Annotated in this window: 26 protein-coding genes; 7 read left to right on the top strand and 19 right to left on the bottom strand. The window is 59.9% G+C overall.

Annotated elements, in window-relative coordinates:
- The gene (gene betB, locus ACR3FB_RS17935) at positions 1–1,455 is read right to left on the bottom strand and encodes a betaine-aldehyde dehydrogenase (RefSeq protein WP_480566449.1); all 1,455 of its coding nucleotides are present in this window, start codon (positions 1,453–1,455) and stop codon (positions 1–3) included.
- Between the two features lie 164 nt (positions 1,456–1,619).
- Here betB and ACR3FB_RS17930 point away from each other — a divergent pair, with 164 nt between their 5' ends.
- Complete coding sequence (locus ACR3FB_RS17930) at positions 1,620–1,949, top strand: hypothetical protein (RefSeq protein ID WP_480566447.1); 330 nt, start codon at positions 1,620–1,622, stop codon at positions 1,947–1,949.
- A 3-nt stretch (positions 1,950–1,952) separates the two neighbouring features.
- Here ACR3FB_RS17930 and ACR3FB_RS17925 read toward each other — a convergent pair whose 3' ends face one another.
- Both ACR3FB_RS17925 and trhO read right to left on the bottom strand, forming a co-directional pair.
- Entirely contained in the window at positions 1,953–2,453 is a 501-nt protein-coding gene (locus ACR3FB_RS17925) for a potassium channel family protein (protein WP_170379453.1), read from the bottom strand.
- Positions 2,454–2,517: 64 nt separating this feature from the next.
- Positions 2,518–3,423, bottom strand: coding sequence for an oxygen-dependent tRNA uridine(34) hydroxylase TrhO (gene trhO / locus ACR3FB_RS17920; RefSeq protein WP_480566445.1), 906 nt, complete (start codon positions 3,421–3,423; stop codon positions 2,518–2,520).
- 94 nt (positions 3,424–3,517) lie between these two features.
- Here trhO and pncA point away from each other — a divergent pair, with 94 nt between their 5' ends.
- Entirely contained in the window at positions 3,518–4,114 is a 597-nt protein-coding gene (gene pncA / locus ACR3FB_RS17915) for a bifunctional nicotinamidase/pyrazinamidase (RefSeq protein WP_480566443.1), read from the top strand.
- Here the strand turns inward: pncA and ACR3FB_RS17910 are convergent.
- Positions 4,111–4,476, bottom strand: a complete 366-nt coding sequence (locus ACR3FB_RS17910) for a hypothetical protein (protein ID WP_170667321.1) — start codon at positions 4,474–4,476, stop codon at positions 4,111–4,113. The two genes, pncA and ACR3FB_RS17910, sit on opposite strands and share 4 nt — an antisense overlap.
- Before the next feature lie 297 nt (positions 4,477–4,773).
- Here ACR3FB_RS17910 and pncB point away from each other — a divergent pair, with 297 nt between their 5' ends.
- Complete coding sequence (gene pncB / locus ACR3FB_RS17905; RefSeq protein ID WP_480566441.1) at positions 4,774–6,066, top strand: nicotinate phosphoribosyltransferase; 1,293 nt, start codon at positions 4,774–4,776, stop codon at positions 6,064–6,066.
- Here the strand turns inward: pncB and ACR3FB_RS17900 are convergent.
- From ACR3FB_RS17900 to ACR3FB_RS17885, 4 genes are read right to left on the bottom strand one after another with little or no spacing between them, the layout of a single operon-like run.
- Positions 6,063–7,514, bottom strand: a complete 1,452-nt coding sequence (locus ACR3FB_RS17900) for an aldehyde dehydrogenase family protein (RefSeq protein ID WP_480566438.1) — start codon at positions 7,512–7,514, stop codon at positions 6,063–6,065. The genes pncB and ACR3FB_RS17900 overlap by 4 nt on opposite strands.
- Before the next feature lie 37 nt (positions 7,515–7,551).
- Positions 7,552–9,150, bottom strand: a complete 1,599-nt coding sequence (locus ACR3FB_RS17895) for an ABC transporter ATP-binding protein (protein WP_425084837.1) — start codon at positions 9,148–9,150, stop codon at positions 7,552–7,554.
- Entirely contained in the window at positions 9,147–9,962 is an 816-nt protein-coding gene (locus ACR3FB_RS17890; RefSeq protein WP_170640558.1) for an ABC transporter permease, read from the bottom strand. Before ACR3FB_RS17890 ends, ACR3FB_RS17895 begins: the two co-directional genes overlap by 4 nt.
- On the bottom strand, positions 9,959–10,906 hold the full coding sequence (locus tag ACR3FB_RS17885) for an ABC transporter permease (RefSeq protein WP_480566436.1): 948 nt from the start codon (positions 10,904–10,906) through the stop codon (positions 9,959–9,961). The genes ACR3FB_RS17890 and ACR3FB_RS17885 overlap by 4 nt, the downstream gene beginning before the upstream one ends.
- 105 nt (positions 10,907–11,011) lie before the next feature.
- Between ACR3FB_RS17885 and ACR3FB_RS17880 the strand changes: the two genes are divergently transcribed.
- Complete coding sequence (locus ACR3FB_RS17880; RefSeq protein WP_170640562.1) at positions 11,012–11,338, top strand: SH3 domain-containing protein; 327 nt, start codon at positions 11,012–11,014, stop codon at positions 11,336–11,338.
- 9 nt (positions 11,339–11,347) lie between these two features.
- On the opposite strand, the gene ACR3FB_RS17875 is transcribed toward ACR3FB_RS17880, so the two are convergent.
- Entirely contained in the window at positions 11,348–12,835 is a 1,488-nt protein-coding gene (locus ACR3FB_RS17875; protein ID WP_480566434.1) for an ABC transporter substrate-binding protein, read from the bottom strand.
- Positions 12,836–13,006: 171 nt separating this feature from the next.
- On the opposite strand from ACR3FB_RS17875, the gene panB reads away from it, so the two are divergent.
- The 3 genes from panB (at position 13,007) to glpK (ending at position 16,242) form a co-directional block, all read left to right on the top strand.
- On the top strand, positions 13,007–13,843 hold the full coding sequence (panB, locus tag ACR3FB_RS17870; RefSeq protein WP_480566432.1) for a 3-methyl-2-oxobutanoate hydroxymethyltransferase: 837 nt from the start codon (positions 13,007–13,009) through the stop codon (positions 13,841–13,843).
- A complete protein-coding gene (panC, locus tag ACR3FB_RS17865; protein ID WP_480566430.1) occupies positions 13,840–14,691 on the top strand; it encodes a pantoate--beta-alanine ligase in 852 nt (283 codons plus the stop codon). The genes panB and panC overlap by 4 nt, the downstream gene beginning before the upstream one ends.
- Before the next feature lie 72 nt (positions 14,692–14,763).
- Positions 14,764–16,242, top strand: a complete 1,479-nt coding sequence (glpK, locus tag ACR3FB_RS17860; protein WP_480566428.1) for a glycerol kinase GlpK — start codon at positions 14,764–14,766, stop codon at positions 16,240–16,242.
- Positions 16,243–16,309: 67 nt separating this feature from the next.
- On the opposite strand, the gene smpB is transcribed toward glpK, so the two are convergent.
- From smpB to ACR3FB_RS17810, 10 genes are all read right to left on the bottom strand, one after another.
- Positions 16,310–16,786, bottom strand: a complete 477-nt coding sequence (smpB, locus tag ACR3FB_RS17855; protein ID WP_170379480.1) for an SsrA-binding protein SmpB — start codon at positions 16,784–16,786, stop codon at positions 16,310–16,312.
- A gap of 47 nt (positions 16,787–16,833) precedes the next feature.
- Positions 16,834–17,376, bottom strand: a complete 543-nt coding sequence (idi, locus tag ACR3FB_RS17850; protein WP_170459547.1) for an isopentenyl-diphosphate Delta-isomerase — start codon at positions 17,374–17,376, stop codon at positions 16,834–16,836.
- A gap of 204 nt (positions 17,377–17,580) precedes the next feature.
- Positions 17,581–17,994 (bottom strand): c-type cytochrome, encoded by a 414-nt coding sequence (locus ACR3FB_RS17845; protein ID WP_480566426.1) that lies wholly within the window; start codon positions 17,992–17,994, stop codon positions 17,581–17,583.
- Positions 17,995–18,103: 109 nt separating this feature from the next.
- Positions 18,104–19,117, bottom strand: coding sequence for a P1 family peptidase (locus ACR3FB_RS17840; RefSeq protein WP_480566424.1), 1,014 nt, complete (start codon positions 19,115–19,117; stop codon positions 18,104–18,106).
- Between the two features lie 81 nt (positions 19,118–19,198).
- Positions 19,199–19,945, bottom strand: coding sequence for an SDR family oxidoreductase (locus ACR3FB_RS17835; protein WP_480566421.1), 747 nt, complete (start codon positions 19,943–19,945; stop codon positions 19,199–19,201).
- Between the two features lie 60 nt (positions 19,946–20,005).
- Positions 20,006–20,425, bottom strand: coding sequence for an alternative ribosome rescue aminoacyl-tRNA hydrolase ArfB (gene arfB, locus ACR3FB_RS17830; protein WP_480566501.1), 420 nt, complete (start codon positions 20,423–20,425; stop codon positions 20,006–20,008).
- Positions 20,426–20,689: 264 nt separating this feature from the next.
- The gene (locus ACR3FB_RS17825) at positions 20,690–21,334 is read right to left on the bottom strand and encodes a queuosine precursor transporter (protein ID WP_480566419.1); all 645 of its coding nucleotides are present in this window, start codon (positions 21,332–21,334) and stop codon (positions 20,690–20,692) included.
- 91 nt (positions 21,335–21,425) lie between these two features.
- Complete coding sequence (locus tag ACR3FB_RS17820; RefSeq protein ID WP_480566417.1) at positions 21,426–22,310, bottom strand: esterase-like activity of phytase family protein; 885 nt, start codon at positions 22,308–22,310, stop codon at positions 21,426–21,428.
- The gene (mepA, locus tag ACR3FB_RS17815; RefSeq protein WP_480566415.1) at positions 22,283–23,146 is read right to left on the bottom strand and encodes a penicillin-insensitive murein endopeptidase; all 864 of its coding nucleotides are present in this window, start codon (positions 23,144–23,146) and stop codon (positions 22,283–22,285) included. The genes ACR3FB_RS17820 and mepA overlap by 28 nt, the downstream gene beginning before the upstream one ends.
- A complete protein-coding gene (locus tag ACR3FB_RS17810) occupies positions 23,143–24,510 on the bottom strand; it encodes an MFS transporter (RefSeq protein WP_480566413.1) in 1,368 nt (455 codons plus the stop codon). The genes mepA and ACR3FB_RS17810 overlap by 4 nt, the downstream gene beginning before the upstream one ends.
- Between the last annotated feature and the right edge of the window lie 119 nt (positions 24,511–24,629).

Genomic DNA, 24,629 nt, shown 5'->3' with positions numbered 1-24,629 from the left:
TCAGTAAGGTGCCTCGACGTCGTTCATCGAGACGTAAACGGTTTTCATCTCGCTGAAATGATTGATGGCGAGCTTCGAGTTCTCGCGACCGACACCCGACATCTTGGACCCGCCGAACGGCGCCTCAACCGGGGCGAGGTTGTAGGTGTTGATATAGCAAGTCCCGGCCTCGAACCCTGCGACGATGCGATGGGCACGGCTCAGGTCGTTGGTGAAGACCCCAGCCGCGAGGCCGAATTCGGTGTCATTGGCGCGGGACAGAACCTCTTCTTCGGTGTCGAAGTCCAGAACGGACATGACTGGGCCAAAGATCTCTTCGCGGGCAATGGTCATGTCGTCGGTAACATCAGCGAACACGGTGGGTTGCATATAGAACCCCTCGCCCTCGATGCGCGCGCCACCAAAAACCAGACGCGCGCCTTCGGCCTTGCCCTTTTCCACATAGCCCAGCGCGATGTTCATCTGATTTTCGCTGACCATGGGGCCAAAGTTGACCTCTTCATCCAGCGGATCGCCAATCTTGGCGGTTGCCAGACGTTCGGCCAAACGGGCCAGGAACGCCTCTTTGATACCTTTTTGGACGAACACTCGGGTGCCGTTCGAACAGACCTGACCTGAGGAATAGAAATTGCCCAGAATTGCGCCCGAGACCGCGTTCTCGATATCGGCGTCATCGAAAACGATCATGGGGGATTTGCCGCCCAGCTCCATGGTCACGTGCTTCATGCCATCGGCGGCCGCGGCATAGACCTTGCGACCGGTCGGCACCGAACCCGTCAGCGACACTTTGGCAACGCGCGCATCAGTCACCAGCGATGCACCTACATCGCCATAGCCCTGAACCACGTTGTAAATGCCCTTGGGTGCACCTGCCTCGATCAGGATCTCGGCCACCTTCAGTGCTGAGAGCGGGGTCGTCTCGGACGGCTTGAACACCATCGTATTGCCGCAGGCCAACGCCGGCGCGCCCTTCCAGCAGGCGATCTGGGTGGGGTAATTCCATGCGCCGATCCCGACGCAAACGCCCAACGCCTCGCGGATGGTATAGACGAAGTCGCCACCGCCCAGAGGGATGTGTTCACCGGTCAGGGACGCGGCCAGACCTCCGAAATACTCCAGCGCGTCCGCGCCCGAGGTCGCGTCGGCCACCAGCGTCTCTTGCAGGGGTTTGCCGGTGTCATGGGTTTCCAGAACCGACAGGTCGTGATTGCGGTCGCGCATGATGTCTGCGGCGCGGCGCAGAACGCGGCCACGCTCGGTCCCGGACATGGCGGCCCATTCCGCTTGCGCCGCTTTTGCACTGTTCAAAGCCTGATCAACGATTTCGGGCGTGGCTGAATGCAGCCGGGCAATGACCTCACCGGTTGCAGGGTAGATCACATCAATCGGCGCGCCGTTGGTGTCTTCGACATATGCGCCATTGATGAAATGGCTCGCCTTGGGCTGAAATTTCATGCCGGGTTCCTTTTCCGAAGCAATTTCCCAAGCGTGTATCTTTTGTTGATTGGTCAGTCAATAAAACTGAATCACGGCAAACTCCCGCTGATGTGAATCGCCTTGCCCTTGAAAAAAAGAGTTAATGTTCTATTTATGTTCCACATAGTCAGAGGAACATTCCGATGTCTTACCACGCACGAAACCAGGCCCTAAACGGCCCTTCGAATGACTACCACCTGCTGCCGGTCACAGATCGGCAGATGCGCTATGCCCGCGCCATCGCCGAGCAGACCGCACTAGAAATCCCGGTGGAGGCGCAACGTGACCGCAAGTCCATGTCTGCTTGGATCTCGGCTCACAAGCCCGAGGATTCATCGCCCTTTGCCAACTACCCGACCGGCAAACAGGTCGCCTTTGCTGAACGGATATCGCGCAGCAAACGTCGCCCGATCCCGTCCGAGTGCTTTCGCGCCAAACAGTTGATGTCGCGTTGGATCGACCAGAATAAGTAGAGCTTAATGCGCGTGGTTTCGCGAATAAAGTGACACAGCAGCCGCAACGAACATGCCCAAAAGGATATACCCTGTGACGGCCTCGGACACGGCCAAGCCGCGGCACAGGCCTGTTGGGCTCATGTCGCCATACCCGACTGTGGTGAAGGTGACATATGAGAAATACAGGATATCAGCAGGGCCTTCCGCCCCGAGAACGCAATTGTCGTTGTAGCCAAAGGCACCGTAAACGGCCGCAAACAGGAACGGCACGACCTGAATGAAAGAAACACCCATCAGGAACAACAACCTGCGCGGCGACTTCACCTGGGTCATGTAGTACCACGACTGCGACACCAGCCAGATCAGCAACGCGACCGAGGCAATGGTGCCGATCGTGTCCCCAGCGGTGGTCTCACTCAACCGCGACAGGCCGAACCATGCTAGAAAACTGGCCAGCACCAACCCGGCAGCGGCCAGAAAGGTCGATTTCCACTCCGCCAGAGTTGTCGGTTTGCGGGTCATTGACGCTCCATCACAGCAGTTCGGGGATGATCATCGGGATTCCCCTCCGACCTGCAAGCGGAATTCAGACGCTGCCCAGATGCTCATCGCCGCGCGCGCGGGCCAGAAGGATCTGTTTCTGCCGCTCGCGGAAACGCATCTTGTCGGTCTCCGACGTCTCATCCACGCAGAGATGGCAGGACACGCCATGTTCATATTCCGGGCGCTTCACATCTTCGGGCAGGATCGGGCGGCGGCACCCGTGGCACAGGTTATGCGGCCCCTCGACCAAACCGTGGCCAACCGACACACGATTGTCGAAAACGAAACACTCGCCCTGCCAGGTGCTGTCCTCGGCCGGCATTTCCTCAAGATAGCGCAGGATGCCACCTTTGAGGTGATAGACATCCTCGACCCCCTGCCCCAGCAGAAAATTGGTGGATTTCTCGCAGCGGATACCACCGGTGCAGAACATCGCGACGCGCTTATTGTGGAACCGGTCCTTGTTCTGTTCCCACCAGTCGGGAAATTCGCGGAAGCTGGCGGTTTCAGGGTCAATAGCGCCCTCAAACGTGCCAATCGCCACTTCATAGTCGTTGCGTGTGTCGATCACGACCACATCGTCCGAGCGGATCAGATCGTTCCATTCCTCGGGTTCGACATAGTTGCCGACGCGGGCGCGCGGATCGACATCCGGCTGGCCCATGGTCACGATCTCTTTCTTCAGGCGCACCTTCATCTTGCCAAAGGGCGGATGGTCGGAGGCGGCCTCTTTCCACTCCAGATCGGAGCAGCCCGGCAGGGCCTTGATATGCGACAGAACGGCGTCGATCCCGGAGCGCGGGCCAGCAATCGTACCGTTGATCCCCTCTTGCGCCAGCAACAGGGTCCCTTTGACCGAATGCGCGCGGCACAGGTCCAGCAGCGGCGCACGCAGGGCGGCGTGATCAGCGAAACGGGTGAAATGATAGAGGGCAGCGATCGTATACATGCGCGCGGTCTAAACCCGACAGCGCAGAGTCGCAAGGGATCGGATTGACGCTTCCTGCACTGCACCGTACCGATAGACCAAAGGAGAGATTGCCATGACCCATGCCCTGCTTGTCATCGACGTCCAGAACGATTTCTGCCCCGGCGGAGCGTTGGCCGTGGCCGGAGGGGACGAGATCGTTGCCCCGATCAACGCCATGATGGACAGGTTTGATGCCGTCATCCTGACGCAGGACTGGCACCCAGAGGGGCATTCCTCATTCGCCAGTTCGCATCCGGGCAAGGCCCCCTTTGAAATGACTGAGATGCCCTATGGCCCACAGGTTCTGTGGCCCGACCATTGCGTGCAAGGCACCGATGGCGCGGGTTTTCACCCGAATTTGCGCACGGATGGCGACCTGATCATCCGCAAAGGGTTCCGAAGCGCCATCGACAGTTATTCGGCGTTTTTCGAGAATGACCAAGCGACGCCAACCGGGCTGAAAGGGTATCTGGACACGCGCGGCATTTCGAAACTGACCCTCGTGGGGCTCGCGACCGATTTCTGTGTTCACTATTCGGCCGTTGATGCCGCGAAGCTCGGCTTCGACGTCACGGTTGTGCAAAGCGCCTGCCGTGCGATTGACATGGATGGTTCACTGGCTGCTGCGCAACAGGCTATGCACGCCGCCGGGGTTACTCTGGCCGACTAGGGCGCTGCACCCGTTTCTGCGAGATACTTAAACACCGCGAACAGAATCACCGCAACTCCAAGACCAACACCAATCCGCCCCTTTGCCGTCCTGCGTTTGGGCCTGTCAGGCTGTGGGGTCGGAGGGTGTTGAACGGGAATAACCCGGACAAGCCCATCAACTGCCTCGGCGCGGCGAATGTGACCGAGGAATTGCCGTAGATCGAACTCACCACTATATTCGCCCCGCACACCGCGGGTTTTGATGTTGTCGAACAGAGTGCGCAATATCCGAGTTCGGTCGGGCAGGTCTTCGGTTGGAAACTTGTCCGGTACGATGCCACTGACATGGGAGTCGAGATCGAACCCCGCGTCCTGGAACATCATACGAATCCCTGGGGAAGCCCCTCGCAACGCGTCAGAGGTCTTCACATCTCTGAACCGCGCACAGACCTGAGCCGGAACATCCCCTTCCGCCGGTCTTACAACCATATCAAAATCGTACAGCAAACTCATTAACAACCATCAGTTTTGTCTTTCCATCCCACCCCATCACTAATTGGTGAAAACACCGGACAATAAGCCCGCATTGTGACGCCAAACGGGCATTGTCACCGAATCAGCGACTCTTGCCATTCACCGTGCTGATTGATCTAACAACGGAAATTGCAGGAGTTCCCCATGGTCGACATCGCGACCCGTGTCTACAATCACAAATGGAAGATCGACCCGATTGTGCGGTCTTTGATCGACACGGATTTCTACAAACTGCTGATGTGCCAGTCAGTGTTTCGCAACAAGCCCCAAACAGATGTCGCGTTTTCCCTGATCAACCGCTCGAATCACGTGCCGCTGGCCCATTTGATTGACGAAGGTGAGCTGCGGGAACAGCTGGATCACATCCGTTCGCTCAGCCTCAGCCGGGGGGAAAGCACGTGGCTGCGGGGCAATATGTTCTATGGCAAAAGGCAGATGTTCCGTTCGGATTTCATGGAGTGGTTCGAGAATATGCGCCTGCCGCCCTACCATCTGGAACGTAAAGGCGACCAATACGAACTGACCTTCGAGGGCAAATGGCATGAGGTCATGCTGTGGGAAATCCCGGCGCTCGCGGTGCTGATGGAGCTACGCTCGCGCGCGGTGCTGAACCACATGCGTCGGTTCGAACTTCAGGTGCTCTATGCCCGTGCGATGACGCGTGTGTGGGAAAAGATCGAACAGCTGGGTTCTATCGACGGGCTTGGGATTGCAGATTTTGGCACGCGGAGGCGGCATTCCTTCCTTTGGCAAGATTGGTGCGTTCAGGCCATGATCGAGGGGCTGGGCGAGTCGTTCACCGGCACCTCGAACTGCCTGATCGCCATGCGGCGCGAGGTTGAGGCTATCGGCACCAATGCGCATGAACTGCCCATGGTCTATTCCGCCCTCGCCGACACTGATGAAGCGCTGGCGCGGGCCCCCTACGACGTCCTCAGCGACTGGCATGACGAACATGAAGGCAATCTGCGCATCATCCTGCCTGACACCTATGGCACCAAAGGGTTTCTGGACCATGCCCCCGACTGGCTGGCCGGATGGACGGGCATCCGCATCGACAGCGGCGATCCCGCCGCCGGTGCCGAGATTGCGATCGACTGGTGGGCGTCTCGTGGCGAGGACCCTAAGCAGAAGCGGATCATCTTCTCGGACGGTTTGGACGTCGACAAGATCAAAGAGCTGCACAGTCAGTTCTCAGAGCGCACCAATATCTCCTTTGGCTGGGGCACGCTGCTGACCAACGACTTCCGCGGCCTTGTTCCAGATGACGCGCTGGCGCCGTTCTCGCTGGTTTGCAAGGCGGTGTCTGCCAATGGGCGCCCGACGGTCAAACTGTCGGATAACCCGGAAAAAGCCATGGGACCTGCCGAGGAAATCGAGCGCTACAAGCGGGTGTTCGGCGTTGGCGCGCAGAAACCGATCGAGGTGATCGTTTAGCCGTGCAGGGCAGCCACCGTCTTGAGTTGCGAAAAGCCATAGAGCGCCTCGAACCCTTTTTCGCGGCCGTGGCCGGATTTACCGACCCCTCCGAATGGTAGCTCTACGCCTCCGCCTGCGCCGTAGTTGTTGATGAACACCTGCCCCGAACGCAGGCGCTTGGCCAATCGCATCTGCCGCGCCCCGTCGCGTGTCCAGATGCTGGCGACCAAACCGTAGTCTGTGCTGTTAGCTATGGTTAGAGCCTGTTCTTCGGTCTCAAACGGGATCAAGACCTGCACTGGCCCAAAGATCTCTTCTCGGGCCAGAGCGTGATCTGCTGGCACATCGGCGAAGAGGGTCGGGCGCACATAGGCCCCCGCTTCTGGTGCCTCCGGAACGATCTGCCCCTGCCCGGCAATCGCCAAACCCGCGCCTTTGGACAAGAACCCTGAAACAATTGCCTTCTGTCGATCCGAGATCAACGGCCCCACGCGCAGGTCGTCTAACGCAGGCCCGACGGTCAGTTGCGCGTAGGCCTCAGCCATCCGCTCCTTGACCTGATCATACACATCGCGCTGCACCAGAATGCGCGACGAGGCCGAGCAGGTTTGTCCCGCGTTCTGAATGCCCGCATTGACCAGAAACGGTAGGGCAGCTTCTAAATCGGCGTCATCGAAAACCAATTGCGGAGACTTCCCGCCTAGCTCCAGCGTCACCGGAACCACATTTTTCCCGGCCGCTTGCTGCACCAAAGCCCCCGTCGCAACCGATCCGGTGAACGAGATATGGTCGACACCCGTATGCCCGGACAGCGCCGCGCCAGCCTCGGCCCCCAGACCGGGAACGACGTTCAGCGCCCCGGCGGGCAAACCGGCCTCAACCGCCAGATGGGCGAAGGCGAGGGCGGTCAGGCAGGCCTCTTCTGCGGGTTTCAAAACGCATGCATTGCCCATGGCCAGCGCCGCCCCGACCGAGCGTCCAATGATCTGCATCGGGTAATTCCAAGGCACGATATGCCCCGTGACGCCATGCGGCTCGCGCAGGGTGTAGACGGTGTATCCGTCAAGATAGGGGATAGTCTCACCCATCACCTTATCCGCCGCACCGCCGTAGAATTCGCAATACCGCGCCAAAGCGATGGCATCCGCGCGGGCCTGGGTCAGCGGTTTGCCCACATCCATTGCCTCAAGCCGGGCGAGGTCGTCCACCCGGTCCAGAACCAATTGTCCCAGTCTGCTCAGGATGCGCCCCCTCTCAAACGCGGACATCCGGCCCCAATCTCCATCCAACGCAGATCGCGCGGCAGCAACACCCGCGTCGATATCGCCCTGCTGACCTCGGGCAATCTGGCAGAGTTCGGACCCGTCCGAAGGGTTCACAAGCGGCAAGTATCCCCCCGCTTCCGGCGTTTTCCATTCCCCGCCGATCAGGCATTGGCTGGGGTCGAACCAAATCGGTTTGGTCATCGGGAACTCCTAACTTCAGACTCTAATAAAGCAAATATCACGCGATTTTCCGCCCGATCTCGGGCAATTGCGGCGCTGCCGAGATCAGCTTGCGGGTATAGGGATGGCGGGGGTTGGCAAAGACATCTTCGGTCTCGCCCTGTTCGACGATTTTCCCGGCCTGCATCACCATCACCCGATCCGTGATCGTGCGCACAACGCTCAGATCGTGGCTGATGAACAGGTAGGTCAGATCGTAGGCCGCGCACAGTTCTGCCAAAAGATCAAGGATCTGCGCCCGGACCGACACGTCGAGGGCCGAGACCGCCTCATCAAACAGGATCAGTTCTGGGCGAATTATCAACGCGCGGGCGATAGCGATACGTTGCCGCTGCCCTCCCGAGAATTCGTGGATGTATTTCCCGGCATCATCCGGGCTGAGGCCGACAGCGCGCAGCATTTCGGCGATCCTGTCCTGACGCTCGGACCCGGTCGGAGGGGCTTCCAGCAGGTGAAACGGCTCTGTGATCAACCGCGCGACGCGGTGGCGCGGGTTGAAGCTACCATAAGGGTCCTGAAACACGACCTGCATCTTGCGGCGCACGTCGAGATTTGACTTATGGCCCGAGAAAACGGGCGCGCCGTCCAGCCGGATATCGCCGGATTGGACCTCCTCCAGCCCCAAAATAGCCCGTGTTAGGGTCGATTTACCACACCCTGACTCTCCGACAAGACCCAGACGCTCTCCGCGGTTGAGGGTGAAGCTGACCGTGTCCACCGCTCGCATATAGGCGGGCTTCGTGAACAGTCCCGTGCGTGGCAGACGGTAGTCACGAACCACGTCGGTGACCTCAAGCAAGGACTTTTGCTCCTGCGTCTCAGGCAGAGCAACTTGATGGTTCGAGGCGTCAAACAGCATCCGTGTATAGGGGTGCTGCATGTTTTTAAGCAGATGATCGGTTGCGCCGCTCTCGACCACTTCGCCCCGACGCATGACCACGATCTGATCCGCCATATCGGCCACCACGGCCAGATCATGGGTGATCATCAGAAGCCCCATGTCGTATTCGCGCACCAGCCCTTTCAGCAGGTCCAGAATCTGGGCCTGAGTGGTCACGTCCAGGGCTGTCGTGGGCTCATCCGCAATCAGCAGTTTGGGCCTGAGTGCGATCGCCATCGCTATGACCACGCGCTGACGCTGACCGCCCGACAGCTCATGCGGGTAGCGGGACAGAGGGAAACGGTTAGGAGGCAGGCCAACACGGCTGAGAACCTCTTGCGCTCGGGCCTCAGCTTGCGCGCGGGGCATTGCTTTGTGGATCAGGATGGTCTCCATAACCTGATCACCGATGGTTTTGACCGGGTTCAGAGCGGTCATCGGTTCCTGAAACACCATTCCGATCGACGCGCCGCGAAGGGCGCACATTTCAGTCTCAGGCAGGTTTAGAATCTCTTGCCCGTCCAGATGTATCGACCCGTCGGTGCTCGCGCCGTCTGGCATCAGTTGCATGATGGCCAGCGCAGTCATGGACTTGCCCGAGCCGCTCTCTCCCGTGACCGCCACGATCTGACCGGGCGCAATTGACAGACTGACTTGCTTCAGAATCTCAGCTTCATGAATGGCCAGAGACAGGTTTTCGATCCTCAACAAACTCATGCCCGCGCCACCCGAATGCGGGGGTCCAGCCAGTCGCGCAGACCGTCACCCAGCAAGTTCAGACCCAACACCGTCACAATGATTGCCAGACCCGGAATTAGAGCCAAATGCGGGGCAAAACTGACCATCGTCTGCGCATCGGCCAGCATCCGGCCCCAGCTTGGCGTGGGTGGTTGCGCGCCGAGACCGACGTAACTCAGCCCCGCTTCGGCCAGGATTCCAAGGCTGAATTGGATGGTCCCTTGAACGATTAGCAGATTGGCGACATTGGGCAGGATATGTTCCGCCGAAATCCGAGCCGCGCCTTTACCGGAAACGCGGGCAGCGAGGATGAACTCCCGTTCCCAAAGCGACAACGCGGCCCCTCGCGTGATGCGCGCAAAGACGGGGATGTTGAAGATGCCAATAGCGATGATCGCGTTGATCGCACCCGCGCCGAAAACGGCGGTGATCAGGATGGCGATGACCAGAGAGGGAAAGGCAAAGACCAGATCATTGCCGCGCATGATGACCTCATCCAGCCAAGACCCCTTGCGCGCTGCCGCCGTCAGGCCCAGGGGCACGCCCAAAGCCATACCGATCCCCACCGCCACCAGCGCCACGGCAATGGATGTCCGCGCGCCAACCATGATCATCGAGAACATATCGCGCCCGAAGTGATCGGTGCCGAACCAATGCTGCGCGTTGGGCGGTTGCAGTTTAGCAGGAATGTCCAGCGCGGCGTGGTCATAGGGCGTCCAGACAAACGAGATCAGCGCCGCCAGCAGAACCAGAGACGATAGCACCGCTCCAAGGATCAGGTTTCGGCTCATGTCCGGCTCCTTAGCCGTGGGTCTACGGCGGCATAGGCCAGATCGACCAGAAAGTTTACGGTGATGACGGCGAAAACCAGAAGCATCACCACGGATTCCACAACGATCAAATCGCGGGCTGAGATTGCCTGAAACACCAACCGCCCGAGGCCGGGCAAGTAGAAGACCTGCTCGATAATGATCGACCCGGCCAGCAGGAACGAAAATTGCAGCCCGATGATCGTCAGCACCGGAATCAGCGCGTTGCGCACTCCGTGTCTCCACAGCGCCTGACGGCGGGAAAGCCCCTTAGCACGGGCGGTGCGCATGAAATCCTCGCCAAGTATGTCGAGCAGCGACGACCGCATCACCCGCGCCAGAATGGCCGCTTGCGGCAGCGCCAAAGCGATGGCGGGCAGGGTCAGGGAATGCAGCCCGGGCCAGAACCCTTTGTCCCAACCGGCGAACCCTCCGGCGTTGAACCAGCGGAGGTTGATGGCGAAGATCAGCACCAACATCATCGCGAACCAGAAGTTCGGCACCGCAATGCCCAGTTGCGTAGCCCCCATGACCGTCAGATCGCCCGGTTTACCGCGACGGGCGGCGGCGTAGATGCCCGCTGGAAAGGCGATCAGGGTGGACAGGGTCAGCGCATAGAGCGCCAGCGGCAATGACACCCATAGCCGATCCGCGATCATCTGCGATACCGGCGTGCGATAGGTGTAAGAGGTGCCAAAATCGCCGGTCAGCATCCCTCCGACCCAATTTAAGTACCGATCGAGTTTGGACATATCCAACCCCAACTCGGCCCGCAGCGCGGCCAGCGTATCGGGCTGAGCGTTGACGCCCAGCATGAATGAGGCTGGATCGCCCGGCGCAATCTCGATCACAGCGAAGATCACCACCGAGGCAACCGCGAGGCTGATCACCAGCGAAATCAGACGTTTGAGGGCATAGCGAAGCATCAGCGCCACGTTAGGCCGGGCCGCGCTTTGGGTCCAGCACCAGTTCCATTGTCGAGAATCAGCATGGGCCTTATCCTGAGACCATTGTTTGAAAGGAAATTGATGATGAGAATACCTGTACTTGCGGCTTTGTTTTTAGCCGCAGCGGGCACGGCGCCTGCTCAGCAACTGGATGTGGATTTCGTGATCACCGAAGACGGGCAAGCCGCAGGATGCGCGGCCAGTATCGTCTCGGGTCTGGATCCAAACGGTGATGGCTTTCTGGCTGTGCGCACGGGACCGGGGTCAAACTATTTCCAGGTCGACCAACTGCGCAACGGCGACACGGTCCGCACCTGCGCGCAGCAGGGGGAGTGGATCGGCGTCTACTATGGCCAGCCCCGTCGCAAGGGCTGGGTTCATAGCAATTGGCTGATTGACGGGGCGGGTTAGCCCCGACAGTTACTCAGCCCAGCTGATCGCGGTTAGATCAATGGCGGCTGTTGGCGCATTCTGCCACAGCCCCTGAACGCCTGCTTTCGCCACGCCGAGCTTGGCCAATTGGAACAGGTAGCCGTTGACATAGTCGCTGGAGATCAGCCGCTGTGCCTCACCCATCAGGCGGGTGCGCTCATCCGGGTCGGTTGTGGTGTTCAGCAGATCCATCAGCGCCTGAAAATCCGAGCTTTCATACTGGAAATAGTAATCGGGCCGGGCATAGATGCCGATATCCATCGGCTCGGTATGGCTGACGATGGTCAGGCCGAAATCCTTGCCCTTGAAGACCGATTCCAACCACTGCGCCCATTCGACATTGATGATCTCGGCCGTGATTCCGACCTCGGCCAATTGAGCGGCGATGATCTCGCCGCCACGGCGCGCATAGGACGGGGGCGGCAGATGCAGGGTGGTTTCGAACCCGTCTGCCAGACCGGCCTCGGCCAGCAGGGATTTGGCTTTTTCCGGATCATAGGCGGATTGCCCGGTCAGATCGACATAGGCCGGGTGATGCGGCGCGAAATGGGTGCCGATGGGGGTGCCATAGCCGAACATGGCTCCATCAATGATCGCCTGACGGTCGATCGCGTGGGCCAGCGCCTGCCGAACGAGGATATCGTCAAAGGGCTCTTGCTTGTTGTTCGTGGACAGGATCGTCTCACCCTCGGTCGAGCCGACAAGCACCTGAAAGCGTGGATCGGCCTCGAACTGAGGCAGGTTCTCGGGCGCGGGGAAATTGTCGAAGACATCCACATCCTCGGCCATCATGGCCGCAAAAGCGGCGGTCGGATCCGAGATGAACTTGAACGTAGCCGTCTCTAACGCGGGCTGATCGCCCCAATAATCGGGATTGCGGTTCAGCGTGATACTGTCGCCTTGCACCCATTCGCCAAAGGTGAACGCCCCGGTTCCGACAGGGTTGGTCTTGATGTCGTCAATGCTGTCTGACGCCACGATCACGGCGTCGCCCCAGGCCATGTTGAACAGGAAATTCCCATTTGGCTCGGACAGGGTCACCTTGACGGTCGTCGGGTCCACTGCTTCGACGCTTTCGATGCCAGCGAACAGCGCCTTTTGCGCATTCGCACTGTCCTCGGCCATAGCGCGATCCAGGCTGAACTTGACGTCCTCGGCATCCATCGTGGTGCCATCATGGAAGGTCACGCCATCGCGCAGCTTGAAGGTATAGACGGTGCCGTCGTCTGAGATTTCCCAGCTTTCCGCCAGCCCCGGCACGACCGAGCCGTCGCCCATGAAACGGGTCAGACCTTCGAAAATATTGGTGTAAACAACCGAATCAATGGCCTGCGCGGCGGCACTGGTCGGGTCCAGATGCGGTGGCTCCAGCTGCATGGCGATGGTGATGTCGGATTTCGCCAATGCCTGCGTCGCCAGCACACTGGCGCTGAGCGCCAAGACCGATCCGAAGGTTCGAAACATCTGCTTTGTCATGAAAATCTCTCCCCGTTGATGTCAACGTAGCCGCGTGTTTTTGGGCCTATCGGAGGCCAGTGTTCCCTTAAACCTAGGGTCATTCAAGGAAATGTTCGCGCAACCGGGGTTTCGCGGGCCCGGTCCGATCTGTTATGCCGCGCTGCAACATGAACCGTGCCGGAGCCGAGCATGAGCGCCACAGCCCGCAAAAAAGCCCCGAACGCCGAGGATATCCGCGCGCGCAAAGGCGGCGATCCTTTGGTCAGTCTGACGGCCTACACCACACCGATGGCCCGACTGATGGACGCCCATTGCGACTTTGTCCTTGTTGGCGACAGCGTTGGAATGGTGCTGCACGGGTTGGAATCGACCCTTGGCGTGACGATGGAAATGATGATCCTGCATGGTCAGGCCGTCGCGCGCGGGCTGGAAGGCGCGATGATGGTGATCGACATGCCCTTCGGCAGCTACGAGGAAAGCCCCGCGCAAGCCTTCCGCAACGCCGCCCGCCTGATGGCGGAAACCGGTGCAGGCGCGGTCAAACTGGAAGGTGGGGTCGAGATGGCCGAAACCATCCGCTTTCTGGTCAAGCGCGGCATCCCGGTCATGGCTCATATCGGCCTGACGCCGCAATCCATCAACACGCTGGGCGGCTATAAGGTGCAAGGCCGCGACGAACAGGCCGACGCGGTGCTGGCTGACGCCGCCGCCGTGGCACAGGCAGGTGCGTTTTCGGTCGTGTTAGAGAAGGTTCCGCAAGGTCTGGCCGATCGGATCACGGCTGAGGTGGAAATCCCGACCATCGGCATCGGGGCCTCGGCCGGCTGTGATGGGCAGATCCTTGTGGTCGACGACATGGTAGGCTTTTTCACTGCGTTCAAACCGAAATTCGTCAAACGCTACGCCGAACTTGGCCCGTTGGCCGAAGCCGCCATTGCCGAATACGCCGCCGAAGTACGCGCCCGCACCTTCCCCGCAGATGAGCATGTGTTTGCGGATCAGGCCCCCAAGGGCGCCAGCACATGACCGCTCCTATTCTACGCCGATTGGCGGACCTGCGGGCTTTGACCACGCAATGGCACCGTGACGGAGAGATAGTCGGCGTCGTCCCCACAATGGGCGCGCTGCATCAGGGGCATTTGTCACTGGTCGAGGCGGCCAAGGCCGGATGCGACCACGTGATTGTCACGATCTTTGTGAACCCCAAACAGTTCAACAACCCCGAGGATCTGGCCAACTACCCGCGGACCGAGCATGAGGACGCCGAAAAGCTCTCCCCCTATGGCGTTGACGCGATCTATGTGCCGGACCCGGATCAGATCTACCCCGAGGGGTTCTCGACAACGGTTTCGGTCGCGGGCCTGACCGATGTGATGGAGGGGCCCTTCCGCCCCGGTCACTTCGAAGGCGTCGCCACGGTGGTCGCCAAACTGTTCCTGCAAACGCAGGCGGATCGAGCCTATTTCGGGGAAAAAGACTATCAACAGCTGTTGGTCGTGCGGCGCATGGCCCGCGATTTGGATATCCCGATCGAGGTCGTCGGCTGCCCCACCGTGCGTGAGCCGTCGGGCTTGGCGATGTCCTCGCGCAATCTGCGCCTCTCAGCCGAAGGGCTGCAGATCGCGGCGCAGAAGAACCAGATCATGCGCGGGATGGCGGAAAAGCTGTCACAGGGCGCGGATTTCGCGCCGATTGCGCAAGCTGCGCGCGACACCCTGATTAAGGCGGGCTTCACCGAGGTCGAATATATCGACCTGCGCTGTGCCGAAACGCTGCAGGCCCTGCCTCGCGCCGACCGCCCGGCCCGCCTGTTCGTCACCGCCTGGGCGGATGGCGTTCGGCTGATCGACAATATCCCGGTCGCTGCGGCCTGATTTCTGCTCTGGCCCCTGCGCGAGTGTTTGCGCTAAAGTCCCGCAAAACACCACCGGGGGAGGAACGCGGGCATGACATATATTCTGGCTATTGATCAGGGCACGACATCATCGCGCGCAATTTTGTTTGACGCTCAGATGCAGCGCGTGGGCACGGCCCAGCAGGAATTTCCCCAGCATTTCCCGCAGGAAGGCTGGGTTGAACATGATGTCGAGGATATCTGGAACAGCGTTCTGAGCGTTTGTCAGGAGGTGATGGAGGCCACGGGCACAACGCCTGCGCAAATCGCCGGGATCGGCATCACCAACCAGCGTGAAACCACCGTGGTCTGGGACAAGACCACCGGCAAGGCGATCCACAATGCCATTGTCTGGCAGGACCGCCGCACCGCCGATATCTGCGCCCGCTACAAACAGGCCGGGTGCGAGGATGATGTGACTCTGCAAACCGGGCTGCTGTTAGACCCTTATTTCTCGGGCACCAAGGTCAAATGGCTGTTGGATACCGTTCCGGGCGCCCGCGAAAAGGCCGAAGCCGGAGAGTTGCTGTTCGGCACCATCGACAGTTTCCTGATCTGGCGGTTGACCGAAGGGCGCAACCACGTCACCGATGCCACCAACGCCGCCCGGACCCTGTTGTTCGACATCCACAAAGGCGCTTGGAGCGCTGAGATCTGCGATCTGCTGGACGTCCCGATGGCGATGCTGCCAGAGGTGCTGGATTGCGCCGCTGATTTCGGTGCGACAACGCTGCTTGGCGGCAATATCCCTATTCTGGGCGTTGCCGGGGACCAGCAGGCCGCCACTATCGGACAGGCTTGTTTCCAGCCCGGCATGATGAAATCGACCTATGGCACTGGCTGTTTCGCTCTGTTGAACACCGGCACGCAGCCGGTTGCCTCGAAGAATCGTCTGCTCACCACGATCGGGTATCAGCTGGATGGGCAGCGAACCTATGCGTTAGAAGGCTCGATCTTTATCGCCGGGGCCGCCGTTCAGTGGCTGCGCGACGCGCTGCAAATCATAGACTCGGCCCCGCAGAGCGGCGATCTGGCCAAGCAGGCCGATCCGAACCAGCATGTGGTGCTGGTGCCCGCCTTCACCGGTCTGGGCGCGCCCTACTGGAAACCGGATTGCCGTGGCGCAATGTTCGGACTGACCCGCAACTCGGGCCGGGCCGAAGTCACCCGTGCCACACTAGAAAGCATCGCCTTCCAGACCCGAGACCTGTGGCACGCCATGCAGGGCGACTGGGGGGCCGAGGCTGAGGTGATCCTGCGCGTCGATGGCGGGATGAGCGCATCTGACTGGGCCATGCAGGGCCTCTCAAACATTCTGGGCGCACCGGTCGATCGGCCCGTAATGCAGGAAACGACCGCCTTGGGCGCGGCTTGGCTGGCGGGCATGAAGGCCGGGATCTACCCCGATCAGGACGGTTTCGCCAGGACATGGCAACTGGATCAGAGATTCGAGCCGGACATGCCGCAAAAGGACCGCGACGCCGCCTATGCACGCTGGCAACGCGCCGTTCAGGCAGCCATGACATTCTGATCACGCGATCTGCAATCGCCGGGTAAGCCGGGCTTCAGCCCGGCGCAGCCCTCAATTGCGTTTAGAGTTAGCTGTGATCTTTCATCAACCGCTGCTTCTGCCGTGACCAATCCCGCTTGGCCTGGGTTTCGCGCTTGTCATGCAGCTTTTTACCCTTGGCGATCCCGATCTTCAGCTTCGCCCGGCCCTTGTGGTTGAAATACAGCACCAGTGGCACCAGCGTCATGCCCTTGCGCTGGGTTGCATTCCAAAGGTTCGACAGCTCTTTGCGCGACACCAACAGCTTGCGGCGGCGGCGTTCTTCATGCTTGAAAACCTTGGCTTGCTCATAAGGGGCAATGTAGCTGTTGATCAGCCATAGCTCACCGTCGTCGACCGAGGCATAGCTTTCGGCGATGTTCGATCCGCCCGCCCGCAGGGATTTGACCTCAGAGCCCTCCAGCATGATGCCGCACTCGATATCCTCTTCGATTGCGTAATCGAAGCGGGCGCGCCGGTTCTCGGCGATGACTTTGTAATTCGGGTCTGTCTTCTGCTTGGCCATGACGCGATGATGTAGGCGGCTTGGGCCGTCCTTGCAAGGCGCAGTGCCTACCTCTTGGCCGAGATGATCAGATCTGGGCCAAAAATCGTGTCGGCGTGGTTGGCGAGGTAGATCTTGAGCCACGGCGTAAAACGGGTGGGATGGCGGCGCACTTCGGCCAGCAGATCATGGTAGTCGATCCAGCGGATATCCATCACTTCGTCCGGGTTAGGCTCGATTTTCAACGGTCCACGGACATGGGCGAGGAAGACGTCAACGACCTCATGTTCCACCATGCTGTTGCCAACATCAGCGTGATATTCCAGCCGGTGGCGGTACTCCGGGTAAAGGCCGGTGATCCCTAATTCCTCACGCAGGCGACGCACAGCGCAGGCTGAGGCGCTTTCGTTCCAGTCGGGATGCGTGCAGCAGGTATTCGCCCAAAGACCCGGCGTGTGATATTTGCCCATGGCGCGACGCTGCAGCAGAATTTCGGTGCCCCGCACGACAAAGACAGACACGGCCTTGTGCTTGAGGCCCTTTTCATGCGCCTCCAGCTTGTCGACGGGGGTCAATTGGCCATCAACCCAGGCCGGAATCATCAATCCCATCTGTCATCTCCTGATGCCGATCCGCCGGAACAGCGGGAATTTGGGGTTATGTAATGGCCAGATCGGCGTGGCGGTTCGGTGTCATAAGGCTGAGCACAGGCACCGCATGGAACGAAAGTGGCAATGATTGGTCAGGTTATCAATCGCACGAAAGGCCGCAGGTGTGCGGCCTTTCGTCATGTCCAACGGGATTTTCGGCCGATTTTACTCGCCAGAGACGCTCACGATGTAGGCATAGACATCCTCGCCGCCTTTTTTCAGACGGAACGACATCTTGGATTTGGCCGAGGTCTCGCCCAGGTAATCCTTCAGGAACGCTTTAGGGTCCTGCGAATAAGCGACGAAACTCTCTTCGTCCCAAACCAGCCCGTTTTCACCGGCAGCAACGATGCTGTCACCGTATTTGAATCCCTCATAGGTGCCCGCAGTCCGACCCGCGATGCCATAGAGGTTCGGCCCGGTCTTGCCGCCCTTGACGATCACTTCGCCCTCTGGGTCTGCGATCATGTGGCAGGATTTGCACTTGTTAAAGGCTTTCTTGCCTGCTTCGGCGTCGCCTTCCGCATAGGCTGGCAGGGCCAGCAGGCCGATGATTGCTGTAGCTAGGATGCGATTCATATTTTGGCTCCGATACTTGGTGGCTTGCGCAGATGGTGCTTTTGAACGGCCCAGAGTCAACGCGCAGATTGCCGCGCTTACGCGCCTATAGGCGCTTGTACAGGCGTTTCTAATCTGTCGCGTTTAGAGTCGACCAGCAAGGTAGCAAATCGTCGTAGACAGGTGTCGCAAGATAAACCGCCCGCGCGATCGCCCGCGCCAGACAGAGAGAGGCCGCATGGCCGATCTGCCCAAGCTCGACCTCCGAGGTCATGGGCTTTGCCCCGGTGCTGACGCCAAACACCAGATCGCCATCGCCCGGCGTATGCGCGGGAACGATTGCGCGCGCGATCCCATCATGGGCGGCGACCGCCAGTCTCTGACATTGAGGTTTGGAGAGGGCCGCGTCGGTGGCAACGATTGCTATCGTCGTGTTGGCCTTCTGCGGATCGGCACGCATGGCCTGCGACTTACGGCTGATTTGCGGTTGGCCCAGTCCGGCGCTGGGATCAGGCCCTAAACCGCCGAATTCATCGCCAATCTCGAACGGGGCGGCCCAGAAGTGGCGATCACCCCGCGTTGTCACACTACCCAGCGGGTTCGCTGCCACCAAAGCGCCAACGGTCACTCCGCTGTCCAAAACGAATGAGGCCGAACCCAGCCCGCCTTTGTGCATCGCCGCCAAGGCTCCGGTCCCTGCCCCAGTTGTGCCCAGGGTGAAGTCCTCGCTGGCGGTTTCGAAAGCCTTGCGTCCCAAAGCGCGGTAAGGGTTTTCGTCCCATGACTTGTCACCGCCGTTCAACAGGTCGAACAGGATTGCGCCGGGAACGATTGGGACCTTGATATCGCCGACAGGAAATCCCCGGTCTTGTGCCCGTAGCGCGTCCGAGACGCCCGAGCAGGCATCCAGACCAAAGGCCGATCCACCGGACAAAGTGATGGCGTCGACATGGGTGACGGATTTGTCGGGGGCCAGCAGGTCGGTTTCGCGCGTGCCGGGGGCCCCGCCCATCACGTGGACCGAGGCGGTGAATGGCGTGTCGGCGGTCAGGACCGTTGTGCCAGACTTCAGCGCAGTGTCCTGCGCATTGCCGACCTTCAGGCCGGGGACATCGGTGATAAGGTTTCGGGCTCCGGGGGTCATTTTCGCCTTTTGTGTTGGGCCGAAAGCGCGCTAGCGCGCGCTGCCTCCGGCGGAGGTATTTTTGGCCAGATGAAGAGCGGATCAGATACAGCGGCCACCGTCGACCTCTAGCGCTGTGCCGGTGATCATGCTGGCCTCGTCCGAGCAGAGGAACAGGGCCGCGTTGGCCATGTCTTCCGGTGTGGAGAAGCGACCAAGCGGGATGGTCGAGAGGAACTTGGCGCGAATCTCGGGCGTGTCTTCGCCCATGAAAGATTTCAGCAGCGGCGTTTCCCCCGCGACCGGGCAGATGGCGTTGACCCGCACGCCGGAGGAGGCCAGTTCGACCGCCATGGTTTTTGTTGCTGTGATCATCCAGCCCTTGGAGGCGTTGTACCAGTTCAGATTGGGGCGCGGCGACAGCCCGGCGGTTGAGGCGACGTTGAGGATCGCCCCGGCGCCGCGCGCTTTCATCGCCGGGACAAAGGCGCGGGCGGTTAGGTAGACGGACTTCATGTTCACGTTGAAGACGCGGTCAAAATCCTCTTCGCTCACGTCTTCCAGCGGGGTGGGCAAATGGGTGACGCCCGCGTTGTTGACCAGAATGTCGAGATGTCCAAAGGCAGCCTGAGCCACATCAGCCATCGCCTGAACCGACACGCCATCACTGACATCCACCTGCTGCGCCATGGCGGCGGAACCCAGTTGGACCGCCAAGTCCTGCGCCGCGTCGCCGTTGATGTCAGCGATCATCACGCGCGCGCCTTCGGCCAGAAACGTGTGTACGATCCCGGCCCCGAATCCAGATGCGCCGCCGGTTACGATTGCCGTTTTCCCCCCTAGCCTCATGGCGTTACCCTCCTGCCGCTTTTGCGGGTCAGAGTATCAACGGGTCGGCAAGATTCCAGATCAATCTTCAGATACTTTGCCGCGCAGCGCCTTGACGTCGCCACGGGCCTTTTTCGCGGCCAGACGACGTTTGACCGAGCCATAGGTGGGTTTCGTCGCAATTCGCCGCTTGGGTTTGACCAACGCACGGGTGATTAATTCAGCCAGACGGGCACGGGCAATCTCGCGGTTGCGGGCCTGCGATCGGGTTTCCTCGCATTGGATGATGATTGCGCCATCCTTGGTCCAGCGTCGCCCGGCGAGCCGTTTCAGCCGGTTCTTGACCAGGTCGGGCAAAGACGGTGAGCGCGCAGCTTCGAACCGCAGTTCCACCGCTGTCGAGACCTTATTGACGTTCTGCCCGCCGGGGCCGGACGAGCGAACAAAGCTCTCGGTCATTTCCCAGTCTTGCAGGGTGATATCTTCGGTGATGCGCAACATGGTGTGGACCTTATCCGGCAGGGGCAGAAACAAAAAGGGCCGCCCCGGTGGGACGGCCCTTCGAAAGTACAAGGAGGTCGGGTCGGTTAGATCAATCGACCAGCCGGAGCGCACGCTCCGCCAAGGGCTGCCCTAGCAGGCGATCCCCCCGGTTGTTCCGACACCTCTCTCCAATCTCTTTCTCGACACTGGATCACCTCCTTTTCTATCTGTTGCGGTTAAGTTTGAGCCTGACACAATATGCGCCATTCTCAAAGCACTTTTTTACGCAGGCTGAGCGGTCAGTCGCGCAACGATCACTTTGAACGGGATCAGGGCGACCAAGGCCAGCGACAGCTTTACCAGCCAATCCGCGAAGGCCAGTGTCACCCACAGAGGCGCCATCGGACCGGACAGCATGAACGGCACAGGCTCCCACGCCCAGTTGATCGCAGCATCCGCATTGGCACCGAAGAAGGTAACCGAGGCCGAAAACGCGATGGTGAAGAACAGTGCAGTGTCCAGCGCTGAGCCGACCAGCGTCGAGACCAGCGGCGCACGCCACCAACGACCACCGCGCAGCGAATTGAATACGGTGACGTCGGTCAACTGCGCGATCAGGAAGGCGGTACCCGACGCAACGGCGATCCGCAGCGGTACGGCAGCGTAGGTGAAGCCGTCACCCTGCAGAATGATCTGACTGCCAATCAGCGAGCAGATGATGCCGGTGATGAAGCCGGCAAACACGACCTTGCGGGCGGTGGCCACGCCATAGACGCGGTTCATGATGTCGGTGACCAGGAAGGCCAGCGGATAGGTGAAGGCACCCCAGGTCAGCAGCCCGTCAAAGATCAGGAACTGGACCAGGATGTTGGAGGCCACAACAATGGCGGCCATGGCAAGAATGCCGGGAATAAAAGCGCGTTGCATTTTCAGATGCCCGTTTTGACAAGGTAGCGGCGACTTGGCCCCGGGCTCATCCCAAGGCAAGCCGTGCGTTTAGACCCTCGAATGCCTTGTGTCAATCGGGCAGTAGGTATTCCACCAGTTCAGTCCGCTGCAGCGCCAGAAAGTTATCGTCCGAGACCATCGTTGCGCGCAGGCGGTTCTGATCGTCGCGCCAGACCGACAGACCTTCGAGGTTGTCATGTGTGCCGGTTTCGGTATCCAGCAGAACCTCCTCGGCGCGTGGTGTATCGTTTGAGACGTCCCATCGGCGCAGGCGGGTGCGAAATCCGATGAACGCGACCGCGCGCTCAAGCACATAAAAGCGCCCGTCGGGGCCGAAATCTGCGGAAACGGGCAGGAAGCGATCCCGTTGTTGTAGGGTAAAAGGGGTCGACCAGGTGGTCCCGTCCCAGCGAAAAACCGGAATATCGCCGCTCACCGTGCGGGTTTTCTCCGGTAGGGTATAGAGGTGCCCTTGCCCGTCAATCGCCAGCCCTTCGAACGAGCCATTGCGATTCAGCGCGCTGAAGGCGTGAGGGCGCGGCAGAACCAACGCGTTGGCTGCCGGAGAGCTATAATAGGCCACGCGATGAACACCTTCGAAGGACACGAAAAAGCCGCCACCTGGCGCAAGGGCGATTCCTTCAGAGTCCCCCGCCCGGCCGCTCAGCTTACGCCCCATGCTGGACAGAAGCGGCCCGCGGTTTTGCACTTCGACACCCGATATCGCATCTCCATCGCGCGTGATCCGTGCCGTGACCAGGGTAGCTCGGTCACTCAGGAGGGTGGCTTGGGAGCCGTCGTTGCTCAGGTGTATGGCCGAGAAGCCACCGAACCAATCGGTGGCCTCGACCCATGTGTAGCTGCCCAGAAATGTGGCGCTCTTGACCTCAACCGCTGCGACCTGACCGGCCCACATGGCGGTGGCAATCAGTTGGACGACAAAACGGCTGAGCATTGCTGGGGCAGATCGGCCAAAACATACTCACGACGTTTCTTGGGCGCAGGTGCGTTCGGATCGGGTGGCGGAGGGTTGAGGATATTGTTGACCCATTCCTGCGCCTGTGCGCAGCCATCACCCTTTGGCGGCGGGTCCTGATTGACGCAGCCCTTCGACCCGCGCGGGCATTTCAGGCGCACATGGAAGTGGTAGTGATGCCCCCACCAAGGCCGGATCTTACGCAGATAAGCCCGGTTGCCCTTCTCTTCCTTACACATCTGAACCTTGGCACCGGGGAACACAAAAATCCGCGCGACGCGCTTGTCCTTTGCGGCTGCTCGCAGAACGGCGTGGTGCTGTTTGGTCCAGTTGCCGTTCACGAACGCTCCGTTCGCGCGACGCAGGGAAATGGACGAGATATTCTCACGCGCGTTGCGCGACAGCCGCATGTTGTCTCCGGGCAGCATCCAGATATCGATATCCAGCCCCAACTGGTGCGAGCGATGGCCTGACGTCATCGGCCCGCCCCGCGGCTGGCTGATATCCCCGACATAAAGACCATTCCAGCCCGGCTGCTTGGCCGCAAACCGGCTGAGGTCTTGTACGTAGTCAATCGCCTCGGGGTGGCCCCAGTTGCGATTGCGCGACAGGCGCATGGCCTGCCATGTGGGCCCGGTTTCAGGCAGCTGCACCGATCCGGCGGCGCATCCGCGCGAATAACTGCCGAAAGCGGCTGGTTTTTGTTGTGAGCTTTGCTTTTGCGCCCCGAACAATTGCTTGGCTAAGGGCTGCGCCCCCGCCGTGCCTGCCCATGCGATCGTGGCTAATAGTGCCAAAAAACGTAGTAAAATCATCTGCTCTGATCCCCTTCCGGCTTTACCCAGCGCATCAGGAATAGACCCAGAATAAACAACAGAATGATCGGTGACACCCCTAGTCTTGCACTACCGGTCACAGTTGTTGCCACGCCAATCAGCAAAGGCGCGGCAAAGGCGGTCGCACGGCCGGACAAGCCATAAAGGCCGAAACTTTCAACCGGAGCGGTGGGATCGGTATGGCGCACCATCATCGAGCGGCTGGCGGATTGCAGAACCCCGCCCATCCCGCCGATCAGGATGCCACAGCCGAAAAACACCATGTCAGGCAATCCGGACCCTTCCGGCAATGCTATGCCATAGATCTGCGTCCGGTCCATCGATACGACAGTGATACAGACAAAGATCAACACCCAGATTGCGACCAGAATGACTGGTTTAGGGCCATACTTCCGATCCAGCTTACCTCCGATCCACGCAAAAATGGCCGAGGCCAGAACGCTGACAATCCCGAAGACACCGATCTTGATCAGATCCCACTCCAGAACCAGCCGCGCATAGACCCCACCAAAGCTGTACAGCCCGTTCAACGCGTCGCGGTAAAACATGGACGACCCGAGATAAGTCGCCAGACTGACTCGATGCCGCAGGTTCGAGATTGAGTGCCCCAGCAGGCGTAGCGCCTCGGCGAAACTGCCGGTTTTCTCGGCTTTCGGGTCATCACGTACCCACAGGAAATAGGGCACCATGAACAAAACGAACCACGCGGCGGTGAAAGGTCCAACAAAGCGCGTACCCTCACGAGTGGCGGCATCAAGTCCCAGCGCAGGCTCCATCCCGATCAATGTCTTACCGCTGGGTTGTTCGACAAACAGCGCCAGCATGATCGCCAGAGAAATCAGCCCACCAAAATACCCGAAGGCAAAACCCGAGCCCGAGATCTCACCCACCTGACTATCATCGCCCAGATCAGGCAGCTGCGAGTTGATAAAGATCAGCGCATACTCTGCCCCGACAAAGCCCAGCCCGAAGGCCGACAGCATCAGCCACATGTTTGAACCGTCGGGCATCGTGTACCAAAGTGCGGCGGACCCCACCACATACATCACCGAAAACGCAAAAATCCACGGTATGCGGCGACCCGAAACATCCGCCATTGCCCCAAGCAGAGGCGCGCCGAAAGCGATGATCAGCCCGGTGATGGTCAGGCAATTGGCCCAGACCGTCTGCGCCCGCGCAGCAGCGGCTTGCGGGTCCAGCCCGGCTTCGGTGAAATACCCTGCGGCGACTCCGGCGAAATAGGGGCCGAAAACAAAAGTGACCAGCAGCGTATGATAAGGCTGCGACGCCCAATCAAAAAACCACCAGCCCCAGATGCGCTTGCGATTGGAAATCTCTGCCATGACTGCCCCAGTTATTCTTTTGTCCAATAAGACGGGTGTTTGGCCCATTTCGCAAGCTTTCAGTTGGCGCAGGCTTGCTCTTTGCGGCGTGTGTGCTTAGGTCTTTTTCGGTGAAAGAA

This window comes from Ruegeria sp. AO1, from assembly GCF_056535985.1.
Note: the sequence above shows the minus strand (reverse complement) of the source record. Positions and strands in the feature narration are given on the sequence as shown.

What these genes read in the sequence shown, in the direction of transcription:
- ACR3FB_RS17840 (WP_480566424.1), bottom strand. Translation starts at nt 19,117, where the DNA reads ATGACCCCCGGAGCCCGAAACCTTATCACCGATGTCCCCGGCCTGAAG.
- pncA (WP_480566443.1), top strand. Translation starts at nt 3,518, where the DNA reads ATGACCCATGCCCTGCTTGTCATCGACGTCCAGAACGATTTCTGCCCC.
- ACR3FB_RS17895 (WP_425084837.1), bottom strand. Translation starts at nt 9,150, where the DNA reads ATGAGTTTGTTGAGGATCGAAAACCTGTCTCTGGCCATTCATGAAGCT.
- idi (WP_170459547.1), bottom strand. Translation starts at nt 17,376, where the DNA reads ATGGGATTGATGATTCCGGCCTGGGTTGATGGCCAATTGACCCCCGTC.
- ACR3FB_RS17925 (WP_170379453.1), bottom strand. Translation starts at nt 2,453, where the DNA reads ATGACCCGCAAACCGACAACTCTGGCGGAGTGGAAATCGACCTTTCTG.
- ACR3FB_RS17930 (WP_480566447.1), top strand. Translation starts at nt 1,620, where the DNA reads ATGTCTTACCACGCACGAAACCAGGCCCTAAACGGCCCTTCGAATGAC.
- ACR3FB_RS17825 (WP_480566419.1), bottom strand. Translation starts at nt 21,334, where the DNA reads ATGCAACGCGCTTTTATTCCCGGCATTCTTGCCATGGCCGCCATTGTT.
- trhO (WP_480566445.1), bottom strand. Translation starts at nt 3,423, where the DNA reads ATGTATACGATCGCTGCCCTCTATCATTTCACCCGTTTCGCTGATCAC.
- ACR3FB_RS17875 (WP_480566434.1), bottom strand. Translation starts at nt 12,835, where the DNA reads ATGACAAAGCAGATGTTTCGAACCTTCGGATCGGTCTTGGCGCTCAGC.
- smpB (WP_170379480.1), bottom strand. Translation starts at nt 16,786, where the DNA reads ATGGCCAAGCAGAAGACAGACCCGAATTACAAAGTCATCGCCGAGAAC.
- ACR3FB_RS17810 (WP_480566413.1), bottom strand. Translation starts at nt 24,510, where the DNA reads ATGGCAGAGATTTCCAATCGCAAGCGCATCTGGGGCTGGTGGTTTTTT.
- panB (WP_480566432.1), top strand. Translation starts at nt 13,007, where the DNA reads ATGAGCGCCACAGCCCGCAAAAAAGCCCCGAACGCCGAGGATATCCGC.
- ACR3FB_RS17910 (WP_170667321.1), bottom strand. Translation starts at nt 4,476, where the DNA reads ATGTTCCAGGACGCGGGGTTCGATCTCGACTCCCATGTCAGTGGCATC.
- ACR3FB_RS17900 (WP_480566438.1), bottom strand. Translation starts at nt 7,514, where the DNA reads ATGACCAAACCGATTTGGTTCGACCCCAGCCAATGCCTGATCGGCGGG.
- ACR3FB_RS17845 (WP_480566426.1), bottom strand. Translation starts at nt 17,994, where the DNA reads ATGAATCGCATCCTAGCTACAGCAATCATCGGCCTGCTGGCCCTGCCA.
- panC (WP_480566430.1), top strand. Translation starts at nt 13,840, where the DNA reads ATGACCGCTCCTATTCTACGCCGATTGGCGGACCTGCGGGCTTTGACC.
- ACR3FB_RS17890 (WP_170640558.1), bottom strand. Translation starts at nt 9,962, where the DNA reads ATGAGCCGAAACCTGATCCTTGGAGCGGTGCTATCGTCTCTGGTTCTG.
- pncB (WP_480566441.1), top strand. Translation starts at nt 4,774, where the DNA reads ATGGTCGACATCGCGACCCGTGTCTACAATCACAAATGGAAGATCGAC.
- ACR3FB_RS17885 (WP_480566436.1), bottom strand. Translation starts at nt 10,906, where the DNA reads ATGCTTCGCTATGCCCTCAAACGTCTGATTTCGCTGGTGATCAGCCTC.
- arfB (WP_480566501.1), bottom strand. Translation starts at nt 20,425, where the DNA reads ATGTTGCGCATCACCGAAGATATCACCCTGCAAGACTGGGAAATGACC.
- ACR3FB_RS17820 (WP_480566417.1), bottom strand. Translation starts at nt 22,310, where the DNA reads ATGCTCAGCCGTTTTGTCGTCCAACTGATTGCCACCGCCATGTGGGCC.
- betB (WP_480566449.1), bottom strand. Translation starts at nt 1,455, where the DNA reads ATGAAATTTCAGCCCAAGGCGAGCCATTTCATCAATGGCGCATATGTC.
- mepA (WP_480566415.1), bottom strand. Translation starts at nt 23,146, where the DNA reads ATGATTTTACTACGTTTTTTGGCACTATTAGCCACGATCGCATGGGCA.
- ACR3FB_RS17880 (WP_170640562.1), top strand. Translation starts at nt 11,012, where the DNA reads ATGAGAATACCTGTACTTGCGGCTTTGTTTTTAGCCGCAGCGGGCACG.
- ACR3FB_RS17835 (WP_480566421.1), bottom strand. Translation starts at nt 19,945, where the DNA reads ATGAGGCTAGGGGGGAAAACGGCAATCGTAACCGGCGGCGCATCTGGA.
- glpK (WP_480566428.1), top strand. Translation starts at nt 14,764, where the DNA reads ATGACATATATTCTGGCTATTGATCAGGGCACGACATCATCGCGCGCA.